At 71.4% G+C, this 14,531-nt stretch carries 16 protein-coding genes; 5 read left to right on the top strand and 11 right to left on the bottom strand.

Going from position 1 to position 14,531, the window contains the following annotated elements; genetic code table 11:
• Window positions 1-116: 116 nt before the first annotated feature.
• The gene (locus ACWD4O_RS23485; RefSeq protein WP_451282482.1) at window positions 117-1,256 is read right to left on the bottom strand and encodes an ATP-grasp domain-containing protein; all 1,140 of its coding nucleotides are present in this window, start codon (window positions 1,254-1,256) and stop codon (window positions 117-119) included.
• A gap of 351 nt (window positions 1,257-1,607) precedes the next feature.
• On the opposite strand from ACWD4O_RS23485, the gene ACWD4O_RS23480 reads away from it, so the two are divergent.
• On the top strand, window positions 1,608-2,492 hold the full coding sequence (locus tag ACWD4O_RS23480; protein ID WP_450947950.1) for a metallophosphoesterase family protein: 885 nt from the start codon (window positions 1,608-1,610) through the stop codon (window positions 2,490-2,492).
• Complete coding sequence (locus ACWD4O_RS23475) at window positions 2,489-3,187, top strand: 4'-phosphopantetheinyl transferase family protein (RefSeq protein ID WP_451282480.1); 699 nt, start codon at window positions 2,489-2,491, stop codon at window positions 3,185-3,187. Before ACWD4O_RS23480 ends, ACWD4O_RS23475 begins: the two co-directional genes overlap by 4 nt.
• A 527-nt stretch (window positions 3,188-3,714) precedes the next feature.
• Here ACWD4O_RS23475 and ACWD4O_RS23470 read toward each other — a convergent pair.
• Window positions 3,715-3,975 (bottom strand): hypothetical protein, encoded by a 261-nt coding sequence (locus ACWD4O_RS23470; protein ID WP_451282478.1) that lies wholly within the window; start codon window positions 3,973-3,975, stop codon window positions 3,715-3,717.
• A 240-nt stretch (window positions 3,976-4,215) separates the two neighbouring features.
• On the opposite strand from ACWD4O_RS23470, the gene ACWD4O_RS23465 reads away from it, so the two are divergent.
• Window positions 4,216-5,247 carry an alpha/beta fold hydrolase gene (locus ACWD4O_RS23465; RefSeq protein WP_450947953.1) on the top strand — a complete coding sequence of 344 codons (1,032 nt, stop codon included), beginning with the start codon at window positions 4,216-4,218 and terminating at the stop codon, window positions 5,245-5,247.
• Window positions 5,248-5,292: 45 nt separating this feature from the next.
• On the opposite strand, the gene ACWD4O_RS23460 is transcribed toward ACWD4O_RS23465, so the two are convergent.
• Both ACWD4O_RS23460 and ACWD4O_RS23455 read right to left on the bottom strand, forming a co-directional pair.
• The gene (locus tag ACWD4O_RS23460) at window positions 5,293-5,823 is read right to left on the bottom strand and encodes a toxin-antitoxin system, toxin component (RefSeq protein WP_451282587.1); all 531 of its coding nucleotides are present in this window, start codon (window positions 5,821-5,823) and stop codon (window positions 5,293-5,295) included.
• Between the two features lie 32 nt (window positions 5,824-5,855).
• A complete protein-coding gene (locus tag ACWD4O_RS23455; RefSeq protein WP_451282475.1) occupies window positions 5,856-6,509 on the bottom strand; it encodes a helix-turn-helix domain-containing protein in 654 nt (217 codons plus the stop codon).
• 244 nt (window positions 6,510-6,753) lie between these two features.
• Between ACWD4O_RS23455 and ACWD4O_RS23450 the strand changes: the two genes are divergently transcribed.
• Window positions 6,754-7,422 (top strand): MmyB family transcriptional regulator, encoded by a 669-nt coding sequence (locus ACWD4O_RS23450; protein ID WP_451282473.1) that lies wholly within the window; start codon window positions 6,754-6,756, stop codon window positions 7,420-7,422.
• A 155-nt stretch (window positions 7,423-7,577) separates the two neighbouring features.
• Here ACWD4O_RS23450 and ACWD4O_RS23445 read toward each other — a convergent pair whose 3' ends face one another.
• From ACWD4O_RS23445 to ACWD4O_RS23430, 4 genes are read right to left on the bottom strand one after another with little or no spacing between them, the layout of a single operon-like run.
• Window positions 7,578-8,390, bottom strand: coding sequence for an ABC transporter ATP-binding protein (locus ACWD4O_RS23445; protein WP_451282586.1), 813 nt, complete (start codon window positions 8,388-8,390; stop codon window positions 7,578-7,580).
• Between the two features lie 29 nt (window positions 8,391-8,419).
• Window positions 8,420-9,199: an ABC transporter permease gene (locus ACWD4O_RS23440; protein WP_451282584.1), complete on the bottom strand. Its 780-nt coding sequence runs from the start codon at window positions 9,197-9,199 to the stop codon at window positions 8,420-8,422.
• Between the two features lie 20 nt (window positions 9,200-9,219).
• Window positions 9,220-9,993, bottom strand: coding sequence for an ABC transporter permease (locus ACWD4O_RS23435; protein WP_451282471.1), 774 nt, complete (start codon window positions 9,991-9,993; stop codon window positions 9,220-9,222).
• Window positions 9,990-10,961, bottom strand: coding sequence for an ABC transporter substrate-binding protein (locus tag ACWD4O_RS23430; protein ID WP_451282469.1), 972 nt, complete (start codon window positions 10,959-10,961; stop codon window positions 9,990-9,992). Before ACWD4O_RS23430 ends, ACWD4O_RS23435 begins: the two co-directional genes overlap by 4 nt.
• 147 nt (window positions 10,962-11,108) lie before the next feature.
• Here ACWD4O_RS23430 and ACWD4O_RS23425 point away from each other — a divergent pair, with 147 nt between their 5' ends.
• The gene (locus tag ACWD4O_RS23425; protein ID WP_451282467.1) at window positions 11,109-11,960 is read left to right on the top strand and encodes an IclR family transcriptional regulator domain-containing protein; all 852 of its coding nucleotides are present in this window, start codon (window positions 11,109-11,111) and stop codon (window positions 11,958-11,960) included.
• Here the strand turns inward: ACWD4O_RS23425 and ACWD4O_RS23420 are convergent.
• The 3 genes from ACWD4O_RS23420 to ACWD4O_RS23410 are packed head-to-tail and all read right to left on the bottom strand — an operon-like array spanning window position 11,875 to window position 14,074.
• Complete coding sequence (locus ACWD4O_RS23420; protein WP_451282465.1) at window positions 11,875-12,813, bottom strand: PDR/VanB family oxidoreductase; 939 nt, start codon at window positions 12,811-12,813, stop codon at window positions 11,875-11,877. The two genes, ACWD4O_RS23425 and ACWD4O_RS23420, sit on opposite strands and share 86 nt — an antisense overlap.
• Window positions 12,810-13,010, bottom strand: a complete 201-nt coding sequence (locus tag ACWD4O_RS23415) for a hypothetical protein (RefSeq protein WP_451282464.1) — start codon at window positions 13,008-13,010, stop codon at window positions 12,810-12,812. The genes ACWD4O_RS23420 and ACWD4O_RS23415 overlap by 4 nt, the downstream gene beginning before the upstream one ends.
• On the bottom strand, window positions 13,007-14,074 hold the full coding sequence (locus ACWD4O_RS23410) for an aromatic ring-hydroxylating dioxygenase subunit alpha (protein WP_451282462.1): 1,068 nt from the start codon (window positions 14,072-14,074) through the stop codon (window positions 13,007-13,009). The genes ACWD4O_RS23415 and ACWD4O_RS23410 overlap by 4 nt, the downstream gene beginning before the upstream one ends.
• Window positions 14,075-14,531: the final 457 nt, after the last annotated feature.

The raw sequence follows: 14,531 nt of genomic DNA, 5'->3' as shown, positions 1-14,531 counted from the left end.
CGGAATTGGTCCATACCGGTGAGAAGAGATTCAGTTTTTTGAGGGGGCCGCCCGGCTCGGCGGGGGCCGCCCGGCTGAGCGTGCAGCCCCCGGCTCGGCTTGCCCCCTGGTACCGCCTAGTGCTGCAGCGCCTCCGCCGCGCCCGCAGGCGTCACCTCGACGGAGTCGGCAGGCGCGGGCATGGCGGGCAGTCGCGGCTCGGGGGTCTCGTCCAGCCGCTGGTGCGGAAGCGAGACCGCGCGCAGCGGCCGCGGGCCCGACACCACCGTGTAGTCCTGCCCCAGGAACGGCGGGACGATCTCGCCCGGGTCCTCGCCGAGTGCCAACTGCACCGCCGCCCAGGGCGCGTTGACGCCGCACAGCGACAGCTGGTGCAGTCCGCCGGCCGGGCGGGTGTTGACGTCCATCAGGACCGGCTGGTCGCCGAACATCCGGAACTGGATGTTGGACAGGTAGTGCAGCCCGAAGCCCTCGGCGATCAGGCGTGCCGGCTCCAGCCACTGCTCGTGCAGCGTGAAGCCGCGACGACGGCCGTTCTTCGTCCGGCCGATGGCCATCCGCAGGACGTTGTCGGGGCCGGTGAGGCAGTCCACGGACACCTCCGGCTGCTCCAGGCGGGGCATGACCAGCAGATCGACCGGCTCGTCGGACTGCTGCAACGCCCCGACCACCATGTCCAGTTGGACGTACGCGCTCGGGAACCCGTTGAGGTGCATGAGCGAGAACGGGGTCCGGGTGATCATGCGGAAGCCCACGCCGCCCGCGCCGGACGCCGGCTTGAAGCAGGGCTTGTGTCCGGCCCCCTCCAACTCCTCGACGGCGGCCACGAGTTCGTCCGCCGAGCGGGCCCGGTACCACGGCGGCACGGGCACGCCGATCGCCTGCACGGCCTCGTAGGCGATCACCTTGTCGTGGAAGACGGCGACGGCCTCCGGCGGCGGCGCCAGCAGCGCGGTGCCGATCGCCTCGAAGTCGGCGCGGTGCGCCACGATGGCCGACTGGTTCAGCCGGGGCACGAACACGTCGATGCTGCGGCGCTTGCACTGGGCGAGCGCGTACTCGACGTACGCGGCCGGGGAGAGACCCTCCGGCTCCAGCTCGGCGGTGTCGGCGGCGGCCAGCACGGGGGAGTCGGCGTCACCGTGCGTGGCATGGATCTCGACGGCGCGATCGCTGGGATTTCGTCGCAGCTGATCCGTGAAGAACACGTTCTCCGCGTACGTGCGGTTGAGCCAGACGCGTACGCGAGAGACCATGCGAGGCCGCCTTTCACGGTTCGCGGGCAGGGCGAAGCAGGCCCGGCCCGGGCAGGGGGAATGGTGGGTCACCAAAACCGCCCTGCGGAAGGGACGTCCATGGCGGTGGTGTTGGGGCGATCATACGGCTTCTCGGGGGTGCGGCGTGCAACGCGCGTGTTACGGATTTTCCGATCTTGTTCACGTGAGGCGTGCGGTCGGGTAGTGGCGTGCTCCGGCGCAGGTGGCGGCTGGTGCCGACAGGGCGGGCGGCCCGATTCGACCTTGAACCGCAGGCGTGAATGTGTTCTCGTGGTGGCACTGGTGTGTTCGTGAGGATGCGGAGCGTGGCGACGTGAGCGGGGGCACAAGGTGACGACGACGGCCGGTGACGCAGAGCGACGCGCCGGGCAGCACGCCGGACGACTGTTGGCCATCAGCGATCTGCACATCGGATATCCCGAGAACCGCGCTCTGGTCGAGGCCATGGCCCCGGAGTCGGACGAGGACTGGCTGCTCGTCGCCGGCGACGTCTCGGAGAACGTGGCCGACATCCGGTGGGCGCTGAAGACGCTCGCGAGCCGGTTCCGCAAGGTCGTCTGGGCCCCCGGCAACCATGAGCTGTGGACCCATCCGACGGATCCGGTCGCCCTGCGCGGGGTCGCCCGCTACGAGCACCTCGTGGAGCTCTGCCGCGACCTGGGCGTGATCACGCCCGAGGACCCCTACCCGGTGTGGGAGGGGCCCGGCGGCCCGGTGGTCGTCGCACCGCTGTTCCTGCTGTACGACTACTCGTTCCTGCCGGCCGGCTGCACGACCAAGGCGGAGGGGCTGGCGTACGCGGAGGGCACCGGGATCATCTGCAACGACGAGTACCTGCTGCACCCCGACCCGTACCCCACCCGCGAGGCCTGGTGCCGGGCCCGGGTCGCCGAGACCGAACGCCGGCTCGCCGAACTCCCGGACGACCTGCCCGTCGTCCCGGTCAACCACTACCCGCTGCACCGGCATCCGATGGACGTGCTGTGGCACCCCGAGTTCGCCATGTGGTGCGGCACCGAGCTGACCGCGGACTGGCACCGCCGGTTCCGCATCGAGACCATGGTCTACGGCCATCTCCACATTCCGCGGACCACCTGGCACGAGGGCGTCCGCTTCGAGGAGGTGTCGGTGGGCTACCCCCGCGAATGGCGCAAGCGGCCGCAGCCTCCGGGCCGGCTGCGGCGCATCCTGCCCAGGGAGGCCGAGGCGAAGTGATCGAGGACCTGTTGCCGGAGTCGGCAGTGGTGGTGGAGGCGTTCGGCGAGGAGGGCGTCCGGGAGTTCGGGGACGGTCCGCTGTACCCGGAGGAGGCGGCGCTGGTGGCGCGGGCGGTCGACAAGCGGCGCCGCGAGTTCACCGTGGTACGCGCGTGTGCCCGGCGCGCCATGGAGAAGCTCGGCGTGCCCCCGCAGCCCGTGCTGCCCGGTGAGCGCGGCGCTCCGCAGTGGCCGGAGGGCCTGGCCGGCAGCATGACCCACTGCGAGGGCTACTGCGGCGCGGCGCTCGTCCGGGCCGAGGATCTGGCCTCCCTCGGCATCGACGCCGAGCCCCATGCGCCGCTGCCCGAGGGGGTGCTGTCCGCCGTAGCCCTGCCCGCGGAGGCGGAGCGGCTCGGCCGCCTGGCCGCGGAGCGTCCCGCGGTGCACTGGGACCGGCTGCTGTTCAGCGCCAAAGAGTCCGTCTACAAGGCGTGGTTCCCCCTCACCCGCAAGTGGCTGGACTTCAGCGAGGCCGACATCGACGTCACCGCCGAGCCCGCCGGTCCCGCCGACCTCTCGCAAGGCGCCTTCCGGGCCCGGCTCCTCGTGCCCGGACCGCTGGTCGGCGGCCGTCGGCTCGGCCACTTCGACGGCCGCTGGACCGTCCGCCGCGGCCTGGTGGCCACGGCGGTCACGATCCACCACACCTGAGGCGACCGCCCGCAGGCCGTCACGCTCCACCACGCCCGAGGCGAGCGCCCGGCACGCCGCCACGGTCCGGGGCGCTGCTTGCGCAGCCACCAGGAGGGCTCCCGCTCGTTCCCCGGTCGACTGCGCGTCGCTCAGGACGGCGGGTGGCCCACCGAGCCTGGGCGTGCAGGGCGTGCAGGGTCGGGCGGTGGACCGAGGCGGGTGCCGGGGCTTCACGGGTCGGCAGCTGGCGTTGCGTGGCGGCTGAGGGGCTCCTCCTCGTTCCTCGGTCGGCTGCGCGTCGCTCAAGCCGGCGGGTGGCCCACCGAACCTGGGCGTGCAGGGCGTGCAGGGTCGGGCGATGGACCGAGGCGGGTGCCGGGGCGTCACGGGCCGGCAGCGGGCGTTGCGTGGCGGCTGGGGTGGCTCCTTCTCGTTGCCGGGTCGGCTGCGTGTCGCTCAGGGCGGCAGCCGACCGAGTGGGCAGGCAGCGCGGGCGGCCGACCGGGTGGGTACGGGCGCCGTGTCCGAGGCGGGTGTCCGCGCTGTCATGGGCCGGGGCACCAGCTGTGCAGCAGGCGGAAGAACTCCGCCTCGTTGCCGGCCAGCCCCGCGTCCGCCAGGGCCTGTTCCGCCTCGGCCAGGACGGCGGGTGGCACCACGGGCGGCAACCGGTCCTGCGGGGGCCCGGCGGCGCCGACGCCCCGGCCGGCCCCCTCGTCGCCGAAGGCGGCCCGTACGGTGTGCAGCAGCCGCAGGTAGGCCTGTACGGCGGTGCGCTCGCGGTCGGTCAGTACGGCAGTGGGCATCGGTCGGCTCTCCCCGCGTCGGCGTCGTCTCCCACGCGCCCTGACGGCGCGTACGCCCCCGTGCGGCGGCGCACCCCCCAGCTTGCCGGGCACCACTGACAATCCGGCCGTCCTCCACTTCGGTTCGCCCGCTTAGCGGAGGCGAAACCTGTCCGAAATCCCCTGGGGGAAAGGGGACCTACGCTGGTGGGAAGGGCTTTCGGAAGACCGCCGAAGGCCGGTGGAACAGGAGGCGAGCGGGTGGTCGACGTCCCGCAGCGGCGCCCGGCGCGCCCCGCACGGCTGCGCCCGGTGGGCGACGGAGAACTGGAGCTGCGCCACCGGGTGGTGCACGGATACCGGCGTGCCTTCCGGATGGCCGGCGAGGGACCGGCGCTGGTCCTCATCCACGGCATCGGCGACTCCTCGGCCACCTGGGCCGAGCTGATTCCCGACCTGGCCCGCACCCACACCGTCATCGCCCCCGACCTCCTCGGCCACGGCGCGTCCGACAAGCCCCGCGCCGACTACTCGGTGGCCGCGTACGCCAACGGCCTGCGCGATCTGCTGTCCGCGCTCGGCGTGGAGTCGGCGACCCTGGTCGGGCACTCGCTGGGCGGGGGCGTGGCGATGCAGTTCGCCTACCAGTTCCCCGAGCGCACCGAACGGCTGATCCTCGTCAGCGCGGGCGGAGTCGGCCGCGAGGTCAACCCCGCGCTGCGGCTGGTCTCACTGCCGGGCGCACAACTGGCCTTGTCCGCCCTGCGGTTGCCGGGTGCCCGCCTCCAAGTCGGCCTTGTGATCAAGCTGATGGAGCTGCTGGACACCGATCTCGGCCAGGACGCACCCGACTTGCTGCACCTCGTCGACGCCCTGCCGGACGAGACCTCCCGCAGTGCCTTCATCCGCACCCTGCGCGCGGTCGTCGACTGGCGCGGTCAGGTCGTGACCATGCTCGACCGCTGCTATCTGACGGCCGGCATGCCGACGATGCTGCTGTGGGGGGACCGGGACAGCGTGGTGCCCGTGCGACACGCGTACGGCGCCCACGAGGCGATGCCGGGCAGCCGACTGGAGATCTTCGAGGGCGCCGGCCATTTCCCGTTCCACAGCGACCCGGCCCGATTCCGCGCGCTCGTCGAGGAGTTCACCCGTACGACGGCCCCGGCCGACTGGAGCCGCGAGCGCTGGCGCGAACTTCTGCGCGAGGGCCGTCCGGGGACGGGACCGACGGGCCTGCCGGACGGCACGGGACAGGACCTGCGCGAGGCGAGCGAGCGCAGCGCGACCTGACCGGGCGGGTCCTGTCCCGTGCCGGTGACCCGACCCGGCGGGAGGTCAGTTCTGCGGTCCCAGGTAGCCCAGCGACGTCTCGATCCGGCCCGCCAGGTGATCACGCTGCCCGCGCCCCCGGGGGGACGAACCCGGCAGCCAGGTACGGCACTTGCTGGCCAGCAGCAGGCCGAAGCTCTCGGCGTCCCGCTCGTCGGCCAGGTCGAAACGCGTGCGCGCGGCGACGCTGCGCACCGTCGCCCGGAGGTCCGCCCCGTCGCTGAGTAAACGGGCCGCGACCGCGGCGCCCTCGACGTGATGACCGCAGTGCCCCGCCTTCATGTGCCACAGCTCGTGGCCCAGGATCACCAACTGGTGGTCGGGCGCGGTGCGTTCCTCGATGACGACCAGGTCCTGGTCGGCCATGTCCAGCCACAGCCCGCTGGCCGTGTCGGCCGGGAAGGGGGCCATCCGGAAGTGGACGGGGCGACCGCGCCGTCTGCTCATCCCGTCGCACAGGGCGGTGTACAGCTCGGCAGGCGCGGCAGGGGCCGCGAGGGCCAGTTCCGAGACCAGTTCGCCGCTGAGACGGCGCATTTCCTTGGCGATGCTCACCCTTCTCCCCCCGATCACGACTCGGGCCGCTTCACGCTCTCCAGGAGCATGTCCAGCCACTCGGCGACCTTGTCGCGGTGCTGGTCGGTGGGCAGCTGAGCGGCCCGCCACGCGATGCCACGGACGCCGTGGTCCTGGAGCAGCCGTTCCAGCGGGTCCTCGGCGGCCGCGGCCGCCTCGCGGGCCGCGAGCTTCTGCAGCAGCTCCTGCTCGGTGTGCTGCAGGGCCCCCGCGAGCGCCTCCGGGTCCTCGGCCGTCAGGAAGCCCGCGTGCACGCGGAAGAACCGCTGCAGGGCGTCGCAGTGCTCCATCGTGGGACGCCGGTCGCCGTTGATGAGGGCGCCCGCCTGCTGACGCGACATGCCGCCGCCGTCGGCGATCTCCTGCTGGGTGTACTTGCGGCCGTTCGGCTTGAGCCGGGTACGGCGCAACAGGTCGAGGCGCTGCAGAAAGCGGGCCTGCACATCGGGCTCGCCGGCGGCGCGGCCGCTCAGCAGGGCCTTGACCACGGACTCCGGGACACCGGAGGCGACGGACAGCCGCCCGGTGGCGAAGACCTCCGCGTGCGGTACGCCGAGCCGGTCGGCGAGCGCGGCGACACGGACGACGACGGCCGACAGCAGCACCGTCGCCGTGGCGCCCGGAACCTCGAAGCCATCCTCCGACACCGTCAGGTCTCCTAGGTCTCTCACGTCCCTCTCACACAGGCACACGCTCACCGTACAGACGGTCGCTGTGAACTGCGTGGAGAGTAGCGGTTATTTCGAACTCACATCCAGGTCTCGCCACAACTGTGGCCAATTTCAGCCGTCAACGAGCGCGGAATGCCACGATAGTTGACATGCGAAGCGTCCGGGCAGCAGGATCGGGGCGCCGCGTGAAGGCCGCATAGGCAAGAGGGGTGACCTCCCGATGGCATATCAGGCAGGAAGGCAGCGGTCCGTACCGCGGCCCGTCCCCGAGAGTCCCGAGGCCCAGGCGTATCTGCAGGACTACGCCACATACCTGGAAGCCGTCCCCTTCCCGTCCGTGGTCCTCGACCAGCGCTGGGACGTGGTGCTCTCCAACACCGCTTTCGCGTCACTTTTCCGTGAGGTCGGCCCGCATCCGACGGCTCTGCCGGGCGAGAACTTCCTGCGGTTCGTCCTCTTCCATCCCGACGCGTCCTTGGTCCTCGGCGACCACGAGGCCGGCTGGTGCCTGCCGATGCTCGCCGGTTTCGCGGCGGCGGTGGAGCGCAACGGCCACGATCACGGGCTGCAGGCGATCCGCCGCGACATCGCGCAGGACCCGATCATGGAGGCCGCCTACCGGCACGGGCTTCCGCACTGGATCCGCGCGGTCGGCGAGGGGGCCGTCGAGCACGACGGGGCGGTCCGTCTCCTGTTGCACCCGGACCCGCGCTGGGGCGCCACCGAGTGCCGCATCGTGGGCGACACGCCCCGGACCCTGCAGGACGTGGGGTACACCCGGCTGACCATGGTCCTGCGCGACAACCGGCCGGCGTTCCCCCCGCGCAGAACGCGTTCCGCGCGGCGCACCGCGGGCCACCTGAGCGTGGTACCGGCCCCCGAGGCCTGACGTCCCCCGAGGCCCGACCGGGCACCGTCGGCGTTCAGGTCGCCGACGGCGCCTGGTCGGCGACCCGCCGCGTGCATCCGTCCCCGTACACCCGACCTCACACACACGACCTTGTGCACCCGACCTTGTGCACCCTCCGCCCGGTGCATTCGTGCTCAGTGCGGCGGAGGCGTGTCCGTCTTCGTGAAGCGGTCCACCGGAGTCCCGCGCTTCGCCGCCTGGATCTGCTCGTACACATGGGTCCGCAGTTCGGCGAAGCGCGGGGCCACCCGGGTGTGCAACTGGTCGCGCTCCGGCGGCAGATCGACCTTCAGCTGCTCCTGGACGACCGTCGGGGAGGCGGACAGGACGACGACCCGCTCGCCGAGGTAGACCGCCTCGTCGATGTCGTGCGTGACGAACAGGATGGTGATCCCGCGCTCGCGCCACAGGCCCCGCACGAGGTCCTCCAGGTCGGCCCGGGTCTGCGCGTCCACCGCCGCGAACGGCTCGTCCATCAGCAGGACTTGAGGCTCGTACGCGAGCGCCCGGGCGATCGCCACCCGCTGCTGCATGCCGCCCGACAACTGCCACGGATACGCGGAGGCCGCGTCCGCCAGCCCGACCGACTCCAGGGCGTCGACGACCAGCTCCCGCCGCCGTTGCTTCGCCAACCCCTTCTGTTTCAGGGGGAGTTCGACGTTCTCGCCGACCCGCATCCAGGGGAAGAGGCTCCGCCCGTACTCCTGGAAGACGAACGCCATGCCCGGCGGCGGGCCGGTCACCGGCCGTCCCGCCAGGAGCACTTCGCCGCCGGACGGCGCGAGCAGCCCGCCCATGCACTTCAGCAGGGTCGTCTTGCCGCAGCCCGACGGGCCCACCAGGCACACGAGTTCGCCCGCCTCGACCGTGAAGGTCAGGTCGCGCACCGCCTCGACCCGGCGCCCGGACCCCTCGTAGACCTTCCGCAAGCCGCGTACGTCGAGCATGGACCGCCCTTTCACGAGCGTCACGTCGGTCACGGGGACCGCCGGGTGGATGCGCGCAGACCGTGGTACCAGCCGAGCACCCGACGCTCGACGACCTGGAAGAGCACCGACAGTACGAAGCCCAGCAGACCGAGCACCAGGATCCCGGTCCACATGTCGGGGATGGCGAAGCCCCGTTGGAACTGCACGATGGTGAAGCCGAGCCCGTTGCTGGCGGCGAACATCTCGCTGATGACCATCAGGATGATCCCGATCGACAGTGCCTGGCGCAGCCCCGCGAAGATCTGCGGGCTCGCCGACGGCAGGATCACGGTGCGCAGCCGGGCGACGCCCGTGATGCCGTAACTGCGGGCCGTCTCCGCCATCACCGTGTCCACCGCCCGCACGCCCTCGACCGTGTTGAGCAGCACCGGCCACACACAGCCGCTCGCGATGACGACGACCTTCATGGTGTCGCCGATGCCCGCGAACAGCATGATGATCGGCACCAGGACGGGCGGCGGCACCGCCCGCAGGAACTCCAGGACCGGCTCGCACACCGCCCGCACCCGCCGGTACGAGCCGATGACCGTGCCCAGCGCGATCCCGACGACGGCCGCGGTCGCGTAACCGCCCGCCAGCCGCAGCACGCTGGGCCGGACGTCCGTGCGCAGCCGCTCGCCCGTCCACACGTCGGGGAACGCCTTCAGGATCGTGCGCAGCGGCGGCCAGTACACGTTCGTACTGCCGTCGGACGCCAGCCACCACGCCGTGACCAGGACGGCCGGCAGACCGAGCGTGAACAGTAGCCGCAGCAGGAACCGCCGCACACCGCCACCTCCCCGCGCCTTCACACCGCCACCTCCCCGCGCACCGACTGGTGCCAGGCCAGCGCCCGCCGCTCCACCGACCGGGCGCCCACGTTGATCAGCAGCCCGAGCACTCCGGTGACGACGACCAGCGCGTACATCTCGGGCACCGCCTGCGAGGTCTGCGCGACGGCGATACGCGCCCCCAACCCCGGTGCGCCGATGACCAGTTCGGTGGTGATGGTCAGGATCAGCGCGACGGCCGCCGCGAGCCGCACGCCGGTCATGACGTACGGCAGCGCGGTCGGCCACAGCACGTACCGGACACGTGCCCAGGGGCCGAGCCCGTAGGAGCGGGCGGTCTCCTCGGCGACCGGGTCGACGTCCTGGACGCCGTACAGGACCTGGATCAGTACCTGCCAGAAGGAGGCGTAGACGACCAGCAGGAGGACCGAGCGGAGTTCGGTGCCGTACAGCAGCACCGCGAGGGGGATCAGGGCGACCGACGGGATCGGGCGCAGGAACTCGATCGTCGAGGCCGTCGTCTCACGGAGGTGGGGGACGACCGAGACGATCACGCCCGTCAGGATCCCGGCGCACACCGCGATCGTCAGGCCCAGCGCCCAGCCGGTGAGGGTGTCGCCGAGCGCGGTCCAGAACGCGGGGTCGGCGAGTTCGTCGCCGAGGGCGCCGGCGATACGGCTCGTCGGCGGGAAGTAGGCCTCCTTGACCAGGCCGAGCCGCGGCACCGCCTCGCCCAGGGCGAGGAAGGCCGCGAGCCCGGTCGCACCGAGTGCGAGGTTCGCTCCCTTCACGGCAGCAGCTTGTCCAGGTCCGGGGTCGTCTTGAAGAGCTTGTCCTGCTCGCCCAGCTTCTCCAGCGCCTCGATCGACGAACGGTTCGCCTCGGCGGGCCACTTGGGCAGCGTCACCTGCGTCAGGACGGCCGCGGGGATCTTGGTGTACGTGGTGACGATCTGCCGGACCTCGTCGGGGTGGGAGTCGGCGTAGGCGAGGGACTCGGCGGTGGCCTCCTGGAACTTCTTCACCACCTCCGGGTTCTGCTGCGCGTACTGCGTGGAGGTGAAGTACATGGCGACGGTGAGGTTCGGGGCCACGTCCACCAGCGGCGAGGCGATCTCCACGCCGCCCTGGCTCTTGACGGTGGCGAGCGCCGGCTCGACCACCATCGCGGCGTCGATCTGCCCGCTGTCCAGGGCGGCGGCCATCTGGTCGAAGGCCAGCTCGACGAAGTCCACCTTGTCCGGGTCGCCGCCCGCCTTGCGCACGGACTCGCGCACCGCGGTCTCGTTGATGTTCTTCAGGGTGTTGATGGCGACCTTCTTGCCCTCCAGGTCCTTCGCGGACTTGATCGGGCTGTCCTTCTTCACCGTGATCGCCCCGAAGTCCTTGCCCTGCACGCCCGTTGACGCGATGCCGTTCGAAACGGCCTGCACGGGAACGCTGTTGGACTGGGCGACCATGAGCGAGGTCATGTTGCTGAACCCGAACTGGAACTGCCCGCTGACGACTCCGGGCACGATCGCGGCGCCGCCCTGCGCCGTGGTGATCGACAGTTTCAGGCCGTGCTTCTCGTAGAAGCCCTGTTTCACGCCCAGATAGACGGGCGCCACGTCGACGATGGGGATGAGGCCGAGTTTGACGGTCGTGGTGCCTCCGGACGACGAACTCCCGGTGGACGTACCGGAGTCGTCGGACGAGCCACAGGCCGCCGTGGCGAGCAGGATGGTGCCGGTCGCGAGACCGGCGAGCAGACGACGCAAGGCTCCTCCTGTGCAGACAACGGGTTCCGACAGGCTGTGCGCACACCGCACAGTAGTGCTCAATTGGCGTGCAGGGAACGTAGAGCCCGCCGTCCGACGGGGTCAATGGGCTTGGCTGACGAAATTGTTGACAGTTTGGAGGGCGGCATGTCCGGCACGGCCCGAGAACCGCACTTCGTGAGGTCCTTCGAGCGGGGTCTCGCGGTCATCCGCTCCTTCGACGCCGAGCATCCCGAGCGCACGCTCAGCGAGGTGGCGCGCGCCTGCGGCCTGACCCGGGCGGCCGCCCGACGTCTCCTGCTCACCCTCGCAGACCTGGGATATGTGCACAGCGACGGCCGGCTGTTCCGGCTCACGCCGCGCGTGCTGGAACTCGGCTACGCCTACCTGGCCGGCCTGACGCTCCCTCAGGTCGCCGAGCCGCACCTGGAGCAACTCGTCGCACAGGTGAAGGAGTCGTCCTCGCTGTGCGTCCTGGACGGCGACGACATCGTCTACGTGGCCAGGGTGCCGACCGCCCGCATCATGTCCGCGGTCATCACCGTCGGCACCCGCTTTCCCGCGCACGTCACCTCGGTGGGCCGGGTCATGCTCGCCGCACTGCCGGAAGCCGAACTCGAAGTCCGGCTCGCCCGCACGCAGTTGCGCGCACTGACCGCGCGGACGCTCGTCGAGCCGCAGGCTTTGCGGGCGGAACTGGCCCGGGTGCGACGGCAGGGGTACGCCCTCGTCGACCAGGAGCTGGAGGAGGGGCTGCGGTCGGTCGGCGCCCCGGTGCGCGGCCGGGACGGCACCGTGGTGGCCGGCGTGAACATAGCCGTCCACGCCGGCCGGACCTCGGCGGCCTCGGTCCGCCGGGAGCTGCTTCCGCAACTGCTGGCGGCCGTGGCCCGGATCGAGGCCGATCTGCGGGTCACAGATCCAGCACGAGCCGCTTCCCCCGACACCGGGACACACAGATCATCATCGTCTCCCCGGCCTCCCGCTCCGCCGGGCTGAGGACCGAGTCCCGGTGCTCCGGCTCGCCCTCCAGCACATCGGTCTCGCAGGTGCCGCAGGTGCCCTCCGCGCAGGAGTAGAGCACCTCGACACCGGCCGCGCGCACGGTGTCCAGCACGGAGACGCCCGGTGCCACGGTCAGCGTCCGGCCGCTCTGCGCGAGCTCGACCTCGAACTCGCCGTCCTCGCCCGCCGGTTGCTCCCTGGCCTGGAACCGCTCCACATGCAGCGCACCGGCCGGACAGCGCTCTTCGACGGCGTCCAGCAGCGGCCCGGGACCGCAGCAGTAGACGAGGGTCCCCTCGGGCAGCGTGTCGAGCACCGAACCGAGGTCGAGCAGACCGCTCTCGTCCTGCGGGGCCACGGTGACCCGGTCGCCGTAGCCCGCCAACTCCTCGGTGAACGCCATGGACGCGCGGCTGCGGCCGCCGTAGAGCAGGCTCCACTCGGTGCCCGCGGCCTCGGCCGCCGCCAGCATCGGCAGCACGGGGGTGATCCCGATCCCGCCCGCGACGAAGCGGTAACCGGGCGCCGGACGCAGCGCGAAGTGGTTGCGCGGGCCGCGCACCCGGACCTTGTCGCCTTGCCGCACCTGCTCGTGCACATGCGCGGAGCCGCCCCGCCCGGCCGGCTCGCGCAGCACCGCGATCCGCCAGGCGGCCCGGTCGGCCGGGTCGCCGCACAGCGAGTACTGCCGCTCCAGACCCGGGCCGAGGACGACGTCGATGTGGGCGCCCGGCTCCCAGACCGGAAGCGGCTCGCCCAGCGGATGGCGCAGGGTGAGGGCGAGCACGCCGTCGGCCGCGAACTCCCGCCGATCGACGACGAGTTCGTCTTCGTACACGTCACTCATGGCGTGCTTCCTCGCGGCTCGGTTCCTTGTGGCTCGGTTCCTTGCGGCTTGTGTCCTTCGGGGTGGCCGAGCATCCACTCCCACATCTCGATCGGGTCCTGCGAGGCGTGCTCGGCGCCGCAGTGACAGGTGCCGTGCAGGACATCGGTGCCCGGCAGCCAGTCGACGCGGTAGATCTCGCCGGTCGGGGAGCTCAACTGACCTGCTCCATCGGCTTGTCGCCCTCCTCGACCAGCCGGGCGAGGATACGGCGGGCGGCGAGGCCGCCGGTGTCGATGTTGATGCTCAGCTCCTGGTAGCCGGCCCGCTCCGAACCGAGCGTGCGCTGAAGGAGGTTGAGCGCGTCGACGTCCTGCATGACGACCGTGTGGTTGTTGCCCCGCAGGAACTCGGTGACCTCGTCGTCGTCCGTCGCCCAGTCCCGCGAGACCATCCAGAAGTCGTACACCTTGCCGTCGTCGGACGGCGTGATGGCGTACGTGATCTCGGTGTGGAAGCCGTTGGGGTCGCTGCCGTCCGCCTCGGGCAGCACGCCCACCGGCGCGATGCGGCTGTGCAGCAGGTAGAGGCAGGGCGCGTGGTACTCGATGTCCTGCCAGCGGGTGATCCGGCCCTCGATGCCGGTGGACCTCGCGTAGAAGGGCGGGCACTCGGCGTCGTCCATGTGCCGGCTCACCCGGACGATCCCGGCGCCCTCGTCGACCTCGGTGGTGATCGGCGTCTCCGCGACCTCCGGGGTGCCGATGTAGCCGCCGTGCAGGTACGTCTCGTGGGAGAGGTCGAGGAGGTTGTCGACGAGCAGACCGTAGTCGGCGTCGATGGGCTCCATGCCGCGGACGGTCGTCCAGCCGGGGGAGTCGAGGTGCCGGGCGCGCGGGATGCTCTGCGGGTCGGCCAGGGCCGGATCGCCTATCCAGACCCACACCAGGGCGTCCTGCTCGACGACCGGGTACGCGGTGACCCGGGCGGTGCGCGGGATGCGCTTCTGCCCCGGCACGTACACGCACGCGCCGGTCGTGTCGTACGTGAAGCCGTGGTAGCCGCACACGATGCGGTCGCCGTCCAGCCGGCTCTCGGAGAGCGGGAACCGGCGGTGCACACAGCGGTCGTGCAGCGCGACGGGCGTCCCGCCCTCCTCGGTCCGGTAGAAGACGAGCGGCTCACCGAGGATCGTCCGGCCGAGCAGTTCCTCGCGCCCCACCTCATGGCTGTAGGCGGCGACGTACCACTGGTTCCTGGCGAAAGTGGTCATGTGCGGCATGGCAGTTCCCGTCCCTGTCGGCGGGGCTTCGTCGCCCCGCGTGCCGTGGTTGGAATCAGGGTCGTGAGGGTTGCGGTGGCTCGGCAAGGTGGCTTCTGTCAGGCGGAAGGACTTCTGAGAACAGGCTGGTCAGAGCCCTGTTCTGTCAGCCCTCAGTCGCCAGAGTAGGTGGCCTGGGCGGTGCTGCTGCGGGGACGGCGCGGCGGGCAGTCGGACCGATGAGCCGCTGAAGAGGCGCTGAGTGGCTGTGGCCGGCCGCCAGGCGCAGGGGGCTCACCAGCGGATTCCTCGCTGGCGGTGGTGTACGCCTTTCGTGATCATGTCCTGCGGACATGTCTTCAGGCGGGACGGCTGACGTGCGACGGCCCGGGAAAGGCGGTTCCTGGCCAAGACCGACCTGCCGGGCGGCAGGGGTCATCCAGGAGACGGGTGGTAGGCGGGTGGCGTGGCTGGCTGC

The organism is Streptomyces sp. NPDC002623, assembly GCF_053592635.1.
The sequence above is the reverse complement of the archived record's forward strand: the minus strand, read 5'-3'. Positions and strand labels throughout refer to the sequence as shown.